Raw genomic sequence first — 16,692 nt, forward strand, 5'->3', positions numbered from 1 at the left:
GGAGATCCACATGAGAGTGAGCCGCGCACAGGCCGAGGAAAATCGCGACAGGATCATCACCGTCGCAAGCCGGCTGTTTCGAGAGCATGGATTTGACGGAATCGGGCTGAAGGATCTGATGAAAGGTGCCGGCCTTACCCAAGGTGGGTTCTACAAACAGTTCACGTCGAAAGATGATCTTGCCGCTCTTGCATCCAGACGCGCTCTGGAAAGCGCAACGAGAAGATGGTCCGCCGCGGCCGCAGATACCTCAGATCCACTCGAAGCTGTTATGGCGTTTTATCTTTCCAAAGATCACAGGGGAGAAAAGGCGGAAGGTTGCCCGCTCGTTGCACTGGGGGCGGACGCGGCGAGGCAAAGTGCGGATGTTCGACGTCCGTTCGAGGACGGCATTCGCGCTCACTTCGAGATACTGGATGAGCTCATGGGAGACGCTGACAGTTCAAGCCCCAGCGAAAAGGCTATGGCGATATTGTCTATGATGGTGGGCGCCGTCACGCTCTCCCGCATCATTGAGGACGAAAGCTTATCGGAACGCGTTCTTGACGCAGCCGCCGGCGAAGTCAGGCGTATAGCTCGCAGTGGTGGTGATGACTGATGGCGATGGCCGTATGAGAGTCTCCTAGGCTCTGCTTGAACCGCATGTCTTGAGAAATGATCCTGGCCTTGTTGTCGGTCGGGACGTCAAAGGCATGCCTATTTTTATGGCAAAATCAGGTGAAAAACAGATGCGTCGTATCGTTGTAACAGGAATGGGAGCCGTTAGCCCCCTTGGTGCGAATGTGGATATCTCATGGTCGCGGCTCCTTGCCGGCAAGAGCGGAATTCGGCGGCTGACCGACGATGTCGTGGGAGATCTTCCTGCGAAAGTGGGAGGTGTTGTCCCTTCTGTCAGCGAAGACTCTGAAGGAGGCTTCGATCCGGACAGGATCATTGCGCCAAAGGATCAACGCAAGGTCGACCGGTTCATCATCTTTGCGCTGGCGGCGGCAGAAGAGGCATTGGCGCAGGCAAATTGGAAACCGACCTCGAATGAAGACAGGCTGCGAACAGCGACAATCATCGCATCCGGCATCGGTGGCTTCCGTGCGATCACGCAGGCGGTGCGTACCGTCGATCAGAGCGGTGCTCGCCGCCTCTCCCCGTTCACGATACCGTCCTTCCTCGTCAATCTCGCGGCCGGCCAAGTCTCCATCCGTCATGGTTTCAAGGGCCCGCTCGGAGCACCCGTGACGGCATGTGCCGCTGGCGTTCAAGCCATCGGCGATGCGGCAAGACTAATCAGGTCGAACGAAGCCGATATTGCAGTTTGCGGCGGAACAGAAGCTTGCATGAACATCGTCAGCCTCGGCGGTTTTGCGGCGGCAAGGTCGCTGTCGACCGGTTTTAACGAGACGCCGGACAAGGCATCACGCCCCTTCGACACGTCGCGCGACGGCTTCGTCATGGGTGAAGGCGCGGGCGTACTCGTCATAGAAGCGCTGAGCCACGCTATTGCTCGCGGCGCCACCCCGATTGCGGAACTGGTCGGATACGGCACGACAGCCGATGCCCACCACATCACCTCCGGCCCTGAGGACGGAAGCGGGGCGCGTAGGGCTATGGAGATCGCCGTCGCCCAAGCAGGCATTGCCCCTCACGAAATTGGCCATCTGAACGCGCACGCGACATCGACGCCAGTCGGTGATCTCGGAGAGATCAGGGCCATCAAGAGTGTATTTGGGCAACGAAAATCGGTTGCTGTCAGTGGAACCAAATCTGCGACGGGACACCTGCTTGGAGCGGCCGGCGGGCTGGAAGCCATCTTCGCGATTTTGGCACTTAAAAACCAGATCGCACCCCCGACACTGAACTTGAACACGCCCGATCCGGAGTCGAGCGGGATCGATTTTGTCGCAAACGAAGCGCGGTCGCTGGATGCTGAATATGCCATATCCAACGGTTTCGGTTTTGGCGGTGTCAATGCCAGCGTTCTTTTCCGGCGCTGGCCAATGGCGATTTACTAAAGCGACGGCCATGGAAGGTTTTAAATGTTGAAGCGGTTTCTAAAAAAATGGCAGATATGGGAGCAAGCCTTCCTCGGCGTCGACGACCTGCAAGGAGACTACCTGACCGCGCTGGAAAATCGGCTCGCCCGGCTGGAGACGGAGGTTGCCGGATTAAGCGCTCAGACCGAGCAGGAAACTCTGGCTAAAGACGCCCCGGAAAATACAGGGTGATGTTGCTTCGCCGTTGTGAGGCAACCACAAGAGTCGGCGGACCGCACATGTCAGGCGCACACCTTGAATAGCTCGCTGAGCATCCGACATAGGCTGAGAACATGGTGGGTCCGGCCAACCTTTGTCGGCAATGCCTTTCGATCTCCCCAGAGCGCTCCTACTGCCGGCGAGCAGAAGTCTTCGTGCTCTACGAGCATCTGTCACATCAATCTCACCGCACCTGCAATCCAAGGTTCGTGCCTGAATGTGCGAGTTAGAAACTCGTGTTTCCCGCATATTGAGGGAAGCGGCCAAACGGCACTTTGCCAATCCATCAGCAAATTGGATACCATATTGCCGATTCAACGATTTCAAATACACCTTTCAAACCACTGCAATTGATTAGTTGCCAAACCTGCAGAACAGGTCCACTGTAATAGCTCCAGCAGCCATTTTACGGGCGCTGCTGTTTAAGGGTTGAATACCCTGGCCCTGACAAAGGAGGACGCCATGTCTTCCATATTTCACCAACCCACGAAACATGATCTCGCAACTGTGGCTGGCTACGTCTTGTCTGCGGCAAGCCTTGCGCTGATCGTTTACATCCTCTTCGGAGCATAGTTGCGATAACCGGCTGCAACTGCCGGTCTACAACGCAGCGGAAAACGGTGTTCGAAATGATCGAAAGAACAACAGAGACCGAAATCACATTCAAGCATCCGTTCCGTCTGGAGGCCCTTACGGAACTCTTGGGAGCGGGCACATATCGCCTGGTCGTGGACGAGGAATTGATAGAAGGGTTGAGCTTCACGGCATATCGCCGGGTGGCAACCCATCTGGAGATACCCGCGATTTCCATCGCGGTGGCCCGACGCCAGTTCCTGCAGGTATCATCAGCCGAGATTGATGAGGCATTGGCGCTTGACGGCGCGAGCGAAGATGTCAGCCCGCGCGTTGTTCCGTAACGACGCCACAATCGAGCATTGCCAGTGCGTTCTGGATTGCGGCGCCGGAGGCCGTGTTGTCGAACACGCACCAGGAGCCAGCGGAAAGGCGTTTTTCAAAAGAGCGGATTTCTTCCGCGCTGTAGTCCGAATAATACATCCTGGGCGGACCGTGCAGACGGACATATCTTGGCGGCTCTGAAAAATCACTTGCGGGCCAGACCGGTGCCGGATCGGCCAGAACGCGATCAACGGCATATCGTGTCAAAACCTCTTCCGCCGGGGGCGTGGCCCAGCTTGTGTGGCGCGGCTCGACTACCAGCATGCCTGGAAAAACCTCACGCATGGCTTCGAACGCGGCTGTGGCCTCATTGCCATCGAACTCAAGGGTGGATGGCAATTGGCACAATAATGGGCCTAGCTTGCCATTCAGCGCCGCGAGCTCTTCAACGAATGTCTTGAAAATTTGGCCGACGGCATGCAGCCGATGCTCGTGCGTTATCTCGCGGGGCAGTTTCACGGCGAAGCGGAACTCATCCGGCACCGAGTTTGCCCAGCGCTCGAACGTCGTCATCCGATGGTGGCGATAGAAGGTGGAATTGATCTCGACACCGTTGAAAACAGCGGCATAACGGCTGAGCCCGCTTCCCGTTTCGGGAAAAAGGTGGGCCACGGTCCTGGGGATGGACCATCCAGATGTTGCAATGACCGGCACTCTCGTCCGCCCTCTTGGATTTGAAAGAAAGGCCGGCATGTGCCGGCCTTTCTTCGTTGCGAGATCTAGCGTCTGTAGCGCAGACGCTCCTGTTCGATTTCAGCTGGTTCATAAGGATCCAGCGTGTCATCAAAGCGTGACCAGCCCTCTTTGGCATAGGCCTCACGGCGCTGATCGGGATCGACCCAGTTGGACTGGCGCAGTATGTCCTGCGCGTCCGCATAAAGGCTGTCTTCCACTTTCGCGGTTACCAGCGTGCCGCCGCGGCGAACGCCTTCCGCATAGACATGGGCATGGTCTTCCGGCACGCCGGACTCCGTTAGCGCGCCGATAAGCCCGCCGGCGGCACCGCCTGCCACGGCACCGGCCACGGCGCCCGCCGCCGTAGCGGCAAGCCAGCCCGCGGCAACCACCGGCCCGACGCCGGGAATTGCCATGATGCCAAGGCCGGTGAGCAGACCGCCCACGCCACCGACGGCGGCACCGATGCCGGCACCTGTGCCGGCGCCTTCAGCGGCGTTTGTAGACTTGCCGTGGCGTTCATCTGCATTGTTCGACACGATGCTGATATCCGAAGATGGTACACCGCGTTCTTCGAGCGCGCTGACAGCCGCGCTGGCATCGGAGTAGTCGTCGAAAAGTCCTGTAACGGTCTTCATAGGATTCTCCTGAAGAGTGAATTAGTTAGCGACAATGTTGCCCTGATAGTCGAGCGCTAGGCTTACGGGCTTGCCATCTTTCGAGGCCTTGGCCTGCCAGACACCCTTGTCATCCTTCATAAGGCCGCTGACATCGGTATATCCGGCCTCCGTGAGGCGCGTTTTCGCCTGTTCCTCGGTGAAACTGTTTGCGCCTTCGACAGGCGCTGTCGGATTCTTGGTCTTGGGCGTGGCCACGGCGGGCGTTTTCCCATCGGTTGCCGGGGCGGGGGTGGTCTGTGCGAAGGCGGCAAGCGTCGACGCGCCGACAAGCGCTGCGGCTAAGAGAAGTTTTTTCATGATTTTTTCCTCGTTGTAGCCTTTCGAGCAGGCTCCCACAGCAAACACTATGCTCGCCGCATGGTTCCGCCGCTCTGCAAATAGAATTGGATGGCACCCACGTCATCGTGACGGTGGATGGCTTCCCGACGTGTTGCGCGGGCAGGCATTGCGGCGGAATGAAAATTATTTTGCCGCCGCAGGAACGTCGCCACGGTTCGAGGGTTCTCCAAGTCCAGCACTCAAAAGCGGATTCCCAGATGCCTGCGGAAAAGTCATTGTACGACGTGTTGCCTAACAGGCTCGAGGACATCGGCTTTTCCGCAAACCAGACACTGAAGGCCCAGTCGAAAATGGCATGAGCCGCCCACTCTGTTCGGGCCGCCTTTCAGGGCGGCTTTTTCATTTCCGGGCCGCGATAGGCCCCTTCCAATTCGGGAGCCACACCATGGCCAAGACCACCAACAGCAAATCTCCGCAAGACAAGACCGAGACCGTGAATATTCACGACCAGAAGCTGGAGCGCGGCGCCGGCGGCGAGCTGCACCAGACGGCCGAAACAGACGCGCCTGTGCTGACGACCGCCCAAGGCGGGCCGGTTGCCGACGACCAGAATTCTCTGCGGATCGGCGCGCGCGGGCCGCTTGTCGTGGATGATTTCCATTTCCGGGAGAAAATCTTCCACTTCGACCACGAGCGCATTCCCGAACGCGTGGTGCATGCGCGCGGTTACGGCGCGCATGGCTTCTTCGAGACCTACGAATCCTTTTCGGCCTATACTAGGGCGGATTTCCTGCAGCGAGCGGGCGAAAAGACCCCGGCTTTCGTCCGCTTCTCAACGGTTGCCGGCAACAAGGGTTCGGCCGACCTTGCGCGCGATGTGCGTGGTTTCGCCGTCAAGCTCTACACCCAGGAAGGCAACTGGGATCTCGTCGGCAACAATATTCCGGTGTTTTTCATTCAGGACGCCATCAAGTTCCCCGACCTGATCCATGCCGCCAAGCAGGAACCGGACCGGGCGTTTCCGCAGGCGCAGACCGCCCATGACACGTTCTGGGACTTCATCAGCCTGACGCCGGAAAGCATGCACATGATCATGTGGGCCATGTCGGACCGCACCATACCGCGGTCCTTCCGTTTCATGGAAGGTTTCGGCGTCCACACCTTCCGCCTGGTCAATGCCAAGGACGAATCGACCTTCGTCAAGTTCCACTGGAAGCCGAAGCTGGGGCTTCAGTCGGTCGCCTGGAACGAGGCGGTCAAGATCAACGGTGCCGATCCCGACTTCCATCGCCGCGACCTCTGGCAGGCCATCCAATCCGGCAACTTCCCGGAATGGGAATTGCAGGTGCAGCTGTTCGACCAGGACTTTGCCGACAGCTTCGACTTCGACGTGCTCGACCCGACAAAGATCATCCCCGAGGAAATACTGAAGCCGCAGCCGATCGGGCGGCTGGTGCTCGACCGCATGCCCGACAACTTCTTCGCCGAGACCGAGCAGGTCGCCTTCATGACCCAGAACGTGCCGCCGGGCATCGACTTCAGCAATGATCCGCTGTTGCAGGGCCGGAACTTCTCCTATCTCGACACCCAGCTGAAACGGCTTGGCGGGCCAAACTTCACCCACCTGCCCATCAATGCGCCGAAGTGTCCCTTCGCGCATTTCCAGCAGGATGGCCACATGGCCATGCGCAATCCTGTCGGCAGGGCGAACTACCAGCCAAACTCGTTTGGTGAAGGTCCGCGGGAATCGCCGAGCCGCGGCTATCGCCATTTCCCGGCGGAAGAACAGGGAAGTAAGGCGCGGCTTCGCCCCGAGAGCTTTGCCGATCATTACAGCCAGGCACGACAATTCTATATCAGCCAGACACCACCCGAACAGCGTCACATCGCCGCCGCCCTGACATTCGAACTGAGCAAGGTGGAAACACCTGTTATCCGCGAACGCATAGTATCGCATCTGATGAACATCGACGAGACGCTGGCAACCGCCGTTGCGCAGAAGCTGGGATTCAAGTCGATGCCGAAGCCGGCGGATGCGGCCATGCCGACCCGTCAGGATCTCGAGCCTTCACCAGCGCTCAGCATCGTGGAGCGCGGCCCCAAGCGCTTCGAAGGCCGCAAGCTCGGTATCCTCGTCACCGATGGTGTCGATGCCAAGCTTCTGAATGGCCTGATGTCGGCGATTGCCAGAGAGAAAGCCGCCTGCGAACTGATCGCGCCGAAAGTCGGCGGCGTCACGGCGTCGGATGGAAGCTGGTTTGAGGCCCATCACATGATCGATGGCGGGCCGTCCGTTCTTTTCGATGCGGTCGCAGTGCTGACCTCCGCCGAAGCGATAGACGATCTGGTCAATGAGGCGACGGCGCGGGACTTCGTGGCCGATGCCTTTCAGCACTGCAAGTTCATCGGCTATGATCAGTCGGCGCTTTCCTTGCTGGAAAAAGCCGGCATTGCCGACGCTCTTGATGAGGGCACCATTGCCCTCCCCGGGGAGGAGGGTCTCGCCGGCTTCGTATCGAACCTCGGCAAGCTGCGTGTCTGGGGTCGGGAACCTTCGGTAAAGCTCGGAAAGGCTTCACCACCAGTGAAATGAAATCACCAGCGGGCGCGGCAGCGATGCCGCGCTTGGTGGCGCAGGCACCTTCGGGAAAGGAATATCCGCAGCGACAGGTTAGCCGAGGTCGGAGGCTGTCAGGATATTCATATTGCGACGCGATTTGGCGTAGACCTTCTGTGCCGCGGCATAGATGGCCGTGCGCATCGTGTCGAAAGAAGATAGGCACTGGGCTTCCGACATGCTCATGGCGTGTCCCCGGCCCTTGGCGAGCGCCTCGGCCTCGACAAAAAACCGGATTTCGAACATGCCGTCATGGCCGAAAAAGCGAACCGCTTTGCGTACCTCGTCAAAACTGCGGGCCGTGTTGGGGAAAGCGAGCGTCATGACTTGCTCCCCGTGCGCTCTTTCCTGCGCAAGGCGTTACGCCGGTTGAGGGACAGCATGCCGTCGGTCGCCTCCGCTATGCTGAGATGGGTCAGCCTGCGGCCGCCGATACGCACAGGCACGCCGGTGAAGACATGGTATATCGTCCAGCTCTGATCCCTCTCGATCCGTCTTCCATATTGGGTCTCGAGCGTATCGGAGACGGGAGCTCCGCCTTCGTTCTCCCAGGTCTCTATCCTGAGCGCCTGGCGCCGGTGTTCGTTACACGTTTCCATGGTGTTGCCTTTCATATGGAACTCGCACGCGGATGTCGTCCGCGTGGAGCCCGTTTCATTCTACGCCGCTATTGCCATGTTCCGCCGGACGAACGTTACGCGGAGGCATAAAGAAATGGCTGATGGTGTATGATCGCCCGCTATCCGGCACGCGTCTGTCGCAATGGGTAAAACTTCAAGGCATCGTCAAAAATGACACCGAAACGCTTGCGCAAACATTTGCAATCGGACGAAGAAAAGAAGCCGGCGCCTCTCTGACACCGCAGCGCCATGCGGCCAGCATGACGAAGCCCAATCATGCGCCCGGATTGCGCGGAAAACAAGGCGATGAGCGGCCACACGCCGTATAGGAGAGCACAACTTTCTGACGAGGTTAAATGTCGTCAAAAACCAATAGTTGACACTCCGGCAGAGGCAGGATATAAGGAGCAATCGAATTTGCTTGCTTAGCTTTGCTTGTCACGCGTCTGGCACCGCGTTCTGAACGAACCTTTCCTTTCAAAATCGCTATCATCATCCGCAGCGCACGAGTGCTGTCGGCGCCGATGCGTTCGTCCACATCTCCGCCGTTGAGCGCGCCGGCATGCGCGAACTCGTCGAAGGTCAGAAAGTCGGCTTCGAGCTTGAGCGCGACAACAAGTCGGGCAAAATGTCGGCCTGCAATCTGCAGGCTGCCTAAGGGTCTGTGCTTCCCTTTGACCACGGATGTACTGGCACTGACGAAGCACGCCAACCCAATCAAGGCCAGGCAAATTGCCTGGCCTTTTGTTTTTCGCTCGCTCTTCGAGCATCATTACCGGAACACCCATGACAGAAAAATACAGTATTTCCCGCCAGAAGGCCGAACTCGCCTTCAGCCACATCCAGACACCGTTCTTCGCAAAAGAAAAAGCGCTTGAGGAGCTCGATTCCATTGCGCAATCCCGCGATGCAAAGACCCTGCGCCTTCGGGAAGCCCGTCTTGCCAAGGAATTGTCGGATCGTACCGCCGCAACATCCGCTCTCCTTGCCAAACGCGCCCGCGCGCGCTGATCGATATCCGCGCCGTGATCGTCCTCCGCACAAGACCTGCCTTGACAACCTGACCACCGGCCGGAACGTCGCGAGCGTAAAAGCGTTGCAGACTAAAGGACATGACGATGGCTCTTTCAGGGACAGTGCTGCATGAAGATACGCGCCGGGTTCGATATTGCCTATGAATGCGAAAATGAGACGGCGATGCTGCTGGTTCTCAACATCCATCCCGACCGGCGCGCGGATTTGCTCACCGAACAGGTCCTGACTTTCGACCGGCCGATCGAGGCCTGGGGATATCTGGACATCTTCGGCAATGCCTGCAGCCGCATATCCGCACCGCCCGGACTGACGACGATCTCCACGCGCTTCGACATATATGACGGCGGCCTGCCGGATCCCGTTCCTGAAAACGCCTTCCAGCACGATATCAAGGATTTACCGGACGATGTTCTGGTGTTCCTGCTGGGCAGCCGCTACTGCGACACCGACCGGTTGGCGGACTTTGCCTGGAAAAACTTCTCCGCTACACCACTCGGCTGGCCCCGTGTTCAGGCGATCGTCGATTTCGTCCATTCCCGTATTGTCTTCAACTACGAGAAAGCCGATCCGCTGAGGACGGCTTTCGGCGGGTTCAATGACAGGACTGGCGTCTGCCGCGATTTCGCGCATCTTGCCATCACCCTCTGCCGCTGCATGAATATCCCGGCCCGCTATTGCACCGGTTATCTCGGTGATATCGGCGTGCCCAAAGACTCCAACCCGATGGATTTCAGCGCCTGGTGCGAAGTCTATCTCAGCGGCCGCTGGTATACGGTCGATGCCCGTCACAACACGCCCCGCATCGGACGCATATTGATGGCGACAGGACGTGATGCCACAGACGTCGCGCTGTCCACCGCATTTGGACCGGCTATACTTAAGCGGTTCGAGGTGATCACAGACGAACTGGTTGGATAACGACCAATACGGGGGAATCGCAACGTTTTCGCTTTGACCTCGACAGACGCGACCTGAATGACCTCGGGAGCCGACCCGTATCTCGACTTGTTCTGCCGGTGAAAGACGATGAATTCTTCGGCGGGAAGCGGTCTGGAAAAGAGCTAGCCCTGACCGAAGTCGATACTATGTTCCCGCACATAGACCGCCTGCTCTTCCTTCTCGACACCTTCCGCAACGGAAAACAGCCCAAGCTCGCGCACCATCAGGACGCTATGGCCGCTCTGTCGGTATGGTCAGGGTCGTACGACGTCAAACGGACTATTCTTCACTTTGTCGGCGGGGCGAAATATTTCTATTCAGACGGGAAAACACGAATGAGGATCAAGAATTCGAAGGTCATCATAGGAACCGGCTTTGCCGTTGCTGCCCTGCTTTGGTGGAACCTGCAAGACGATCTCGCGCACGCAGAGCGGCTTTGAAGAACAATGCCGGTCTGGACAGAAGCCAATATCGAGACCTCCGCACAGGGAGCTGAGAGCACGGCGCATCTATGGGGCCTTGGCGAAGCGTTCCAATTTGCCCAGCGTTTGCTGACCCAGTTCCACGGCACCGAAGCCCTTCGCTTGCTGGAACTCGGCCTCCGTGCTGAACACCATGCCCAGCACGACTTTCGTCGCGCCGTCCTGATCTTCGAAGGAGGCCCAGGCGTCGGCATGTTTCGACCCGTTCTCGCCCCATAGCAGCGTATAGCCGATCCTCTCTTCGGGCCGGACCTCGACATAACGATGATGGTTCGGGAAGACTGTGCCGTCAGGACCGATCATGTCAAAAAGCCATTCCCCGCCGGTTCGCAGATCAATCCTCTTCGTGCGGCAGGAAAACCCTTCGGGTCCCCACCATTGCGGCAGCGTCTTTTCGTTCATCCAGGCTTTCCAGACAATGTTTCGCGGCACCTTTATCGTTCGCTCCAGCACCATGGTCCGCCCGGCCACGTTCGCCAGATTGTTGAGACCGGCGCTGAAACCTTGTTGATAGCCATCGCGCATATCATCGGCCAGGGAGGAAAGCTGCACCGTTACAGTCAAGCGGCTACGCTCTTCCGTGGCCTGAAAATCGGCAGTCACCAGCGCTGCCGATTGCGTTACGCCGCCGGATGAGACCACCTCGTAATTCACGCTGCGGCGGGTTGGCTGCAGTTCCAGCCAGCCGCATTCACAGCGCATATCCGGCTGGCCGGCAACCTTGCAGAGCGAAACCTCTCGACCGCCCAGCCTGCTGTCCGCCTCCAGAAATTCCAAGGTAACCGAGGGCGCGGGAGAGGCCCAGACCGCCCGGGCAGCAGGTGACAGCCAGACCTGCCAGAGCGCCGATAACGGAACGGCAATCTCCCGTTCGAAGCTGAGCGTCGCAAAACGCTCTTGTGGCAGATGTGGTTCAGCGCGTGCGCTCTGTTGACCGGGTTTCGTTGTCATTCCGAATCCTCCTTCATGGTCTGCATTGCAAATGCCTCCAGCCGGTCAAGCCGGCTCTCCCACACGGCCCGTTGCTCATCGAGCCATGTTCTGACCGGCTCCAGCGCTTCGGGCACGATGGCGCAGGTGCGCACCCGCCCATCCTTGGACGTGATGATCAGCCCCGCCTCCTCCAGCACGGAAAGATGCCGCATCACCGTGGGCAGACGCAGCCCCGTGGGCGCGGACAACTCCATCACCGGTGCCGGCCCGCCGCCGAGGCGCGCCAGAATCGCCCGCCGCGTTGGATCGGCCAGAGCCTGGAAGATCAATGAAAGTTCCTGATGATGCTTAGTCATGTTGCTAACTATCATGTTCCACCATGACCGAGCAAGGAAAACTTAGCACATTAACTAGGTTTCATCGGGAGGAATTGCCCTGGGATGAAATACCGATGCGTCGCCCGGCCGTTTCGTTCGGGTAACCGAGCCATTCCCCTTCATGCGCATGGCGTTCGGCAACGGGCGGCAGATGCGACTGCTGGGCTGGAAACAAGCCATCAAAAGTTGCAAAAAAAGATTGACTCTCGCAGCTGCCTGAGTGAGCTTCGCCGGGAAAAGACGGGGAAAAATCAAATCATCATGTCACCGGAACGCTTTAATCAATGCCTGCGGGTGATCCGCTGGACGCCGATCAATATTGCGTCCGCGCTGCAATGCGAACTTTCATGGATTGAGGCGCTGGAAGCGGGCAACGAGGAGGTTCCCGCTGGCCTGGCGACATGGCTTGAGACGCTGGCGCAAGCCCATGAGGCTCTTCCGCCTCCGTCTACCTACAGAGGAAAACGGTCGACATTCTGATGCGACCGGCAGCTTTCAGCCTTCACCAACGATTGGATTATCCAAAATGAAATATGTCATAGCAGCGCTTGGCCTGATCGCCTTCTCAAGCCCCGTCCTCGCCGCATCCTGCGAGAAGAACTTCACTGTCTCAGGTGTACCGATGGTGACGGCTGTCTCTTACAAGTCCTGGCAGGAACTGCCCAAGGCGAAAGCGCCCGCCGTGCTTCAAAAGCTCGCGCAGGCCGTGGCGGCGGAAGGTTTTTCAGGCATCCAGATCAACAAGGCGCTGTCTTCCATCGATGCGCACCAGGAGACCAGCGGCAGCGGCAGAATTCAGACACTGCGGGTCGTGGCCCGGCAGAAAGGCGCTGCGGTACGGATTGATGCTGTCTTCAACATTCAGGCAGGACAGATCGCGGACAAGAACGTTATTCGCGAGGGCATCTGCAATATCATCAATGGTGCGTGACGCACGGTGAACAAACTGCCCCTTCGCAGTCTCGATGCCGGCGCACGCTGGCATCGAGAAGCAGGCGGCTGTACGGGTGCGGAGCATCTGTGGCGGAGCGACCGTGCCGGCTGGCGCGGCGCAGGCATATGCGGATTCATGCCGTTGATGGCGATGCTTGTGGTATAGCGGGCAACCCCGGAATCTGCGATGGGTGCAGACAGGGATAGTGTCCGCAGCCGGAAGCAGACTGCGAATCGACGGGGAAAACATGCCGATCTATGAACTGGCTGCAGTGGGCGCCGCGACGTGCTGGGCGATAACCGGGCTTCTTGCCGCGGGCCCGGCGGGGCGGCTCGGAGCGCTCGCCTTCAACAGGACGCGGCAGCTTTTTGTCGCCGCTCTGCTCGGGGTCTATGTGTTCGCGTCAGGCTCCTGGCGGGAGCTTCAGCCAGAGGCGCTGTCGTCACTTCTTCTTTCCGGCTTCATCGGCATTTTTGTTGGCGACACGCTTCTCTTCACCTGCCTCAACCGGCTGGGGCCGCGCCGTTCGGGAATCCTGTTTGCGCTGAATGCCCCGATCGCCGCACTGCTGGCATGGGCGGTGCTTGGCGAGCAGCTTCCCGCGAGCGCCATTACCGGCATAGGCCTGACACTCAGCGGCGTGCTGCTGGCAATCCTCTTCGGCAAGCGCAAGGCGCAGCTGCATGAGTGGGAGAGCGTGAAGGGGTCGCTCTGGCTCGGCGTGCTCTTCGGCCTTCTGGCCGCGCTCAGCCAGGCGGTCGGCTCGCTCATCGCAAGGCCCGTGATGGCGACCGGGATCGATCCTCTTGCCGCTTCGATGCTGCGTGTCGGGGTGGCCGCCCTTTGCCTGACGGCGCTAACCATGCTGCCGATCGAGGCTGTCAGGCCCAGAGGCCCGATGACCAGAAGCCTGTTTCTCCAGACGGCGTTCACGGGCATCATCGCCCTGGCTTTCGGCATGACGCTGCTTCTCTTTGCCCTTTCCGGCGGCAAGGTCGGCATTGTCTCGACACTGTCGGCAACGACGCCGGTGATTATCCTGCCATTGCTGTGGCTGAGAACACGGGAAGTGCCGGCACCCGGCGCATGGGCCGGCGCCGCACTTGTCGTGGCGGGTATGGCGCTCATGTTCTGGAGATAACTTCAACCCGATGGAGAAGGGGGGCGGAAACGCCTCATCCGCGTCGAGACTTTTCACACCAGGATTCAGACAGCGCTGCCCCCTTGCTAAGCAACTTTTGCGTGCTTAAAAGGCGGCTAATATCAGTTCGTTAGAGAGGACCAACTTCGTGGAACAGGAAAACATCCAGACCGGCAAGGGTCGGCGCCGGGCGCTTTGGGCGGCGGTTGCAATTATTGCCGTTGCTGCCGCAGGCGTCATCGGCGGCAAGACCTTCTACGAAGCAAAGGTCAAGGAACTCGTTGCCCGCAGCGGCGCGACCGCCACTTCCATCGAGGTCGATTTTCTCGGGAAAATTCATGTTCGCGATCTGACGCTGCCGCTTGAAGACGGCAAGAATATCAAGATCGCGGCTATCGACGGACGTCCGAAACTTCCGTTTCTGGACGGCGCGCTTGACATGACGACCATCGATATCGATGTGCCCACCGGAAAGATTTCGATGGCGCAGGCCCGCGTCGAGAATGCCGCTTTCGAAAAGCCGGGACAGCCGGAAGAAAACGGTAACTCCCTGCCCCGGCGCATCGAGCGCTTCGCAGCCGCGCGCATTTCCACGCCCGAGGTGACGTTTACCCAGTCCGTCGCGACCACCGAGCAGAAGACCGTTTACAAGAACCTGGCTCTCTCCGAGATTGCCGGCGGTCGCATCGCCAGCTATTCGATCGACAGTGGCGGCTACGACATCAAGATGCAGCTTCCCGACAGCGATGGCGCGATGAAGGACAAGCATATGGTCGTCTCGACCGGCGCAATCGCCGGCCAGGTCATCGATATCGCTTATCTCGCCCGGCTCTATACGGAAAAGGCAGGCCCCGAAGACAAGGAGGCAAAACCTCTCTACGGGCCGCTCTCCGTCAAGACGGTTTCATTCTCTGACGGAGATGGTCATTTCAGCTACGATGAAATCCGCAGCGACGGCTTTACCGCCCGTATGCCATCAGAGCCGCTGCTGGATACCCTGAAAGCGCTAACGGCGACCCAAAATCCCGACGAGCTTTCTCCGCAGGCGCGCCAGGCGCTTTTCGCAAAGGCCATTTCCATTCTCGACATGATCGGCAAAAGCAACATGCAGCTAATCGGCATGAAGGTCGATGCGCCGGATGAAAAAGAAGGGGCTGCGGGCAAAAGGGTCAAGGTTGCCATCGACCGCATCGACATGCAGATGGACAGCCGCAAGCTCGACTTCGGCTTGAATGGCATGTCGATCGGAGACGGCGACGGCAAGATCGAAGTCGCGGAAGCAAGCCTCAATGGCTTTGACTGGAGTTCGACGATCAAGGGAATTTCCGAGATCATCGCGCTCGACGAGACGCAGATCGAGACCTTTCAGTTTAACCGCCTCATACCGGAACTTGGCCGGGTGCGCGTCGGCGGCATCAACGTCGACATAGCCGCGCCGGAAAAGCCGGAGGAAGAAACGACGGGAACGCCTGAGCGTATCAAGTTCTCACTCAAGAATTTCGAGATGGGGCTGACCAAGCCCTTCAACGGCATCCCCACCGATATCGAGATCAAGCAGGACGAGCTCACGCTTCCGATCCCCGCCGACTCGGAGGAGGAAGTTTTCGTCGAAGCCCGCAAACTGGGTCTCGAGACACTGGCCTTCTCTTACGGCCTCGCCGCAGGCTGGGACGAACCGAACAGCAATCTGGTGATCCGTGACATCTCGCTCAGCAGCAAGGATTTCGGCAGCGTCAATTTTGCCGGTCTGGTAAGCGGCTTTACCGAAGAGTTCTTCTCTTTTGACGTCAATCGCGCGCAGGCGGCGCTCTTCGGGCTCGCCGGCCGCGAGGTGAAGCTCACGATCAAGGACGAAGGTTTGATGGCCAAGGCGATCAAGCTTTATGCCCTGCAGAACGATATGACGGAAGATCAGGTGCGCGCGACTCTGACACTGGTGGCGGGCATGATGCTGCCGCAGGTGGCAGCTGAACAGCCGAAGCTGCAAAACGCGGTGGAAGCGCTCGTCCAGTTCATCAGCAAACCTGGAACCTTGACGGTAACGGTCAAATCCACGGGCGCAAATGGCCTCGGTATTTTTGACCTGGTTTCCGCTTCCGACAATCCGATGGGTCTGCTCGACAAGGTCGATATTCAGGCGACGGCCGAATAAACCGGCCACTTCTCCGGCAGTCTTAAGCTTGGTTTTCCGAGTTTGAGACCGCCGGAACTGATATTCTCATGAGATTATGACCTGAACCTCTGATAAGCCCACCCTCCCGTGGCCAGGGCCATGAGGAGCATCAACATGAAAACCGAGCAACTCACTTTCGGCCCCGGCGGGCAGGTTCCCAACAATCAGACCTTTGCCGTCGTCGTTTATCGAAATGTCGGCACAGACTTTCATTCCGCGGATTTCGAAGCGATATTTTCCCGCAACGGATGGAGCGGCATCTGGCGCAATGGCGTGTTCGACTACCACCACTACCACAGCGGCGCACACGAGGTTCTGGGCGTGGGGCGTGGTGAGGCGACATTGCAGATTGGCGGGCCGGAGGGGAAAATTCTTGACGTGACCCGGGGTGACTGCCTGATACTGCCCGCCGGAACCGGCCATATGAAGCTGAGATCTTCTGCGGATTTTCAAGTGGTAGGTGCTTATCCGCCCGGGCAAAAGGCCGATATTCAGACCTCTGCACCAAGCGCGGAAATGCTTGAGCGGATAAGGTCCCTGCCGAAACCTGAGACAGACCCAGTGCATGGCACCGCAGGCGGCCTGATGGAAATATGGCGCTGAA

21 protein-coding genes and 1 pseudogene are annotated in these 16,692 nt (G+C 58.7%); 15 read left to right on the forward strand and 7 right to left on the reverse strand.

Going from position 1 to position 16,692, the window contains the following annotated elements; translation table 11 throughout:
* Nucleotides 1–10 precede the first annotated feature (10 nt).
* From V6R85_RS18340 to V6R85_RS18355, 4 genes are all read left to right on the forward strand, one after another.
* Nucleotides 11–598 (forward strand): TetR/AcrR family transcriptional regulator, encoded by a 588-nt coding sequence (locus V6R85_RS18340; RefSeq protein WP_111784216.1) that lies wholly within the window; start codon nt 11–13, stop codon nt 596–598.
* Between the two features lie 130 nt (nt 599–728).
* Nucleotides 729–2,006, forward strand: a complete 1,278-nt coding sequence (gene fabF, locus V6R85_RS18345) for a beta-ketoacyl-ACP synthase II (RefSeq protein ID WP_077998792.1) — start codon at nt 729–731, stop codon at nt 2,004–2,006.
* 24 nt (nt 2,007–2,030) lie between these two features.
* Nucleotides 2,031–2,219 carry a hypothetical protein gene (locus V6R85_RS18350; protein WP_060727175.1) on the forward strand — a complete coding sequence of 63 codons (189 nt, stop codon included), beginning with the start codon at nt 2,031–2,033 and terminating at the stop codon, nt 2,217–2,219.
* Nucleotides 2,220–2,875: 656 nt separating this feature from the next.
* Nucleotides 2,876–3,163 (forward strand): hypothetical protein, encoded by a 288-nt coding sequence (locus tag V6R85_RS18355; RefSeq protein WP_060727319.1) that lies wholly within the window; start codon nt 2,876–2,878, stop codon nt 3,161–3,163.
* On the opposite strand, the gene V6R85_RS18360 is transcribed toward V6R85_RS18355, so the two are convergent.
* The 3 genes from V6R85_RS18360 to V6R85_RS18370 form a co-directional block, all read right to left on the reverse strand.
* Nucleotides 3,141–3,857, reverse strand: a complete 717-nt coding sequence (locus V6R85_RS18360; protein WP_111791553.1) for a DUF72 domain-containing protein — start codon at nt 3,855–3,857, stop codon at nt 3,141–3,143. The genes V6R85_RS18355 and V6R85_RS18360 overlap by 23 nt on opposite strands.
* Nucleotides 3,858–3,922: 65 nt before the next feature.
* Entirely contained in the window at nt 3,923–4,516 is a 594-nt protein-coding gene (locus V6R85_RS18365) for a general stress protein (protein WP_035228422.1), read from the reverse strand.
* 21 nt (nt 4,517–4,537) lie between these two features.
* Complete coding sequence (locus tag V6R85_RS18370; RefSeq protein ID WP_080864399.1) at nt 4,538–4,855, reverse strand: PepSY domain-containing protein; 318 nt, start codon at nt 4,853–4,855, stop codon at nt 4,538–4,540.
* A 427-nt stretch (nt 4,856–5,282) separates the two neighbouring features.
* Here V6R85_RS18370 and catE point away from each other — a divergent pair, with 427 nt between their 5' ends.
* Nucleotides 5,283–7,430, forward strand: coding sequence for a catalase C (catE, locus tag V6R85_RS18375; protein ID WP_111791551.1), 2,148 nt, complete (start codon nt 5,283–5,285; stop codon nt 7,428–7,430).
* Nucleotides 7,431–7,508: 78 nt separating this feature from the next.
* On the opposite strand, the gene V6R85_RS18380 is transcribed toward catE, so the two are convergent.
* Nucleotides 7,509–7,778 (reverse strand): DUF1488 domain-containing protein, encoded by a 270-nt coding sequence (locus V6R85_RS18380; protein WP_060725692.1) that lies wholly within the window; start codon nt 7,776–7,778, stop codon nt 7,509–7,511.
* Nucleotides 7,775–8,068 carry a hypothetical protein gene (locus V6R85_RS18385; protein WP_060725691.1) on the reverse strand — a complete coding sequence of 98 codons (294 nt, stop codon included), beginning with the start codon at nt 8,066–8,068 and terminating at the stop codon, nt 7,775–7,777. Before V6R85_RS18385 ends, V6R85_RS18380 begins: the two co-directional genes overlap by 4 nt.
* A 107-nt stretch (nt 8,069–8,175) precedes the next feature.
* Here V6R85_RS18385 and V6R85_RS18390 point away from each other — a divergent pair, with 107 nt between their 5' ends.
* The 5 genes and pseudogenes from V6R85_RS18390 to V6R85_RS18410 all read left to right on the forward strand — a co-directional run bounded on the left by V6R85_RS18390 (nt 8,176) and on the right by V6R85_RS18410 (nt 10,488).
* Nucleotides 8,176–8,403: a hypothetical protein gene (locus tag V6R85_RS18390; RefSeq protein ID WP_111793031.1), complete on the forward strand. Its 228-nt coding sequence runs from the start codon at nt 8,176–8,178 to the stop codon at nt 8,401–8,403.
* A 188-nt stretch (nt 8,404–8,591) separates the two neighbouring features.
* Nucleotides 8,592–8,732: pseudogene (locus V6R85_RS18395) on the forward strand (cold-shock protein); the annotation flags it as partial.
* A 128-nt stretch (nt 8,733–8,860) separates the two neighbouring features.
* Nucleotides 8,861–9,085, forward strand: coding sequence for a hypothetical protein (locus tag V6R85_RS18400; RefSeq protein ID WP_003499608.1), 225 nt, complete (start codon nt 8,861–8,863; stop codon nt 9,083–9,085).
* A gap of 132 nt (nt 9,086–9,217) precedes the next feature.
* Nucleotides 9,218–10,027, forward strand: coding sequence for a transglutaminase-like domain-containing protein (locus tag V6R85_RS18405; RefSeq protein WP_060727181.1), 810 nt, complete (start codon nt 9,218–9,220; stop codon nt 10,025–10,027).
* Nucleotides 10,028–10,125: 98 nt separating this feature from the next.
* Nucleotides 10,126–10,488 carry a hypothetical protein gene (locus V6R85_RS18410; RefSeq protein WP_236760258.1) on the forward strand — a complete coding sequence of 121 codons (363 nt, stop codon included), beginning with the start codon at nt 10,126–10,128 and terminating at the stop codon, nt 10,486–10,488.
* Between the two features lie 69 nt (nt 10,489–10,557).
* Here V6R85_RS18410 and V6R85_RS18415 read toward each other — a convergent pair whose 3' ends face one another.
* Both V6R85_RS18415 and V6R85_RS18420 read right to left on the reverse strand, forming a co-directional pair.
* Nucleotides 10,558–11,481, reverse strand: coding sequence for an SRPBCC family protein (locus V6R85_RS18415; RefSeq protein ID WP_060727183.1), 924 nt, complete (start codon nt 11,479–11,481; stop codon nt 10,558–10,560).
* Complete coding sequence (locus V6R85_RS18420; RefSeq protein ID WP_060727184.1) at nt 11,478–11,819, reverse strand: ArsR/SmtB family transcription factor; 342 nt, start codon at nt 11,817–11,819, stop codon at nt 11,478–11,480. The genes V6R85_RS18415 and V6R85_RS18420 overlap by 4 nt, the downstream gene beginning before the upstream one ends.
* 282 nt (nt 11,820–12,101) lie before the next feature.
* On the opposite strand from V6R85_RS18420, the gene V6R85_RS18425 reads away from it, so the two are divergent.
* From V6R85_RS18425 to V6R85_RS18445, 5 genes are all read left to right on the forward strand, one after another.
* Nucleotides 12,102–12,320, forward strand: a complete 219-nt coding sequence (locus tag V6R85_RS18425) for a hypothetical protein (RefSeq protein ID WP_003505772.1) — start codon at nt 12,102–12,104, stop codon at nt 12,318–12,320.
* Between the two features lie 46 nt (nt 12,321–12,366).
* A complete protein-coding gene (locus V6R85_RS18430) occupies nt 12,367–12,771 on the forward strand; it encodes a hypothetical protein (protein ID WP_020009925.1) in 405 nt (134 codons plus the stop codon).
* Between the two features lie 250 nt (nt 12,772–13,021).
* A complete protein-coding gene (locus V6R85_RS18435; RefSeq protein WP_060727185.1) occupies nt 13,022–13,915 on the forward strand; it encodes a DMT family transporter in 894 nt (297 codons plus the stop codon).
* 148 nt (nt 13,916–14,063) lie between these two features.
* Entirely contained in the window at nt 14,064–16,067 is a 2,004-nt protein-coding gene (locus V6R85_RS18440; RefSeq protein ID WP_111820797.1) for a hypothetical protein, read from the forward strand.
* Nucleotides 16,068–16,202: 135 nt separating this feature from the next.
* Nucleotides 16,203–16,691, forward strand: a complete 489-nt coding sequence (locus tag V6R85_RS18445; RefSeq protein WP_111820872.1) for a cupin — start codon at nt 16,203–16,205, stop codon at nt 16,689–16,691.
* Nucleotide 16,692 lies beyond the last annotated feature (1 nt).

Origin of the sequence: Agrobacterium sp. CCNWLW32 (assembly GCF_037083425.1) — a bacterium.
GTDB classification, from domain to species: Bacteria; Pseudomonadota; Alphaproteobacteria; order Rhizobiales; family Rhizobiaceae; genus Agrobacterium; species Agrobacterium radiobacter.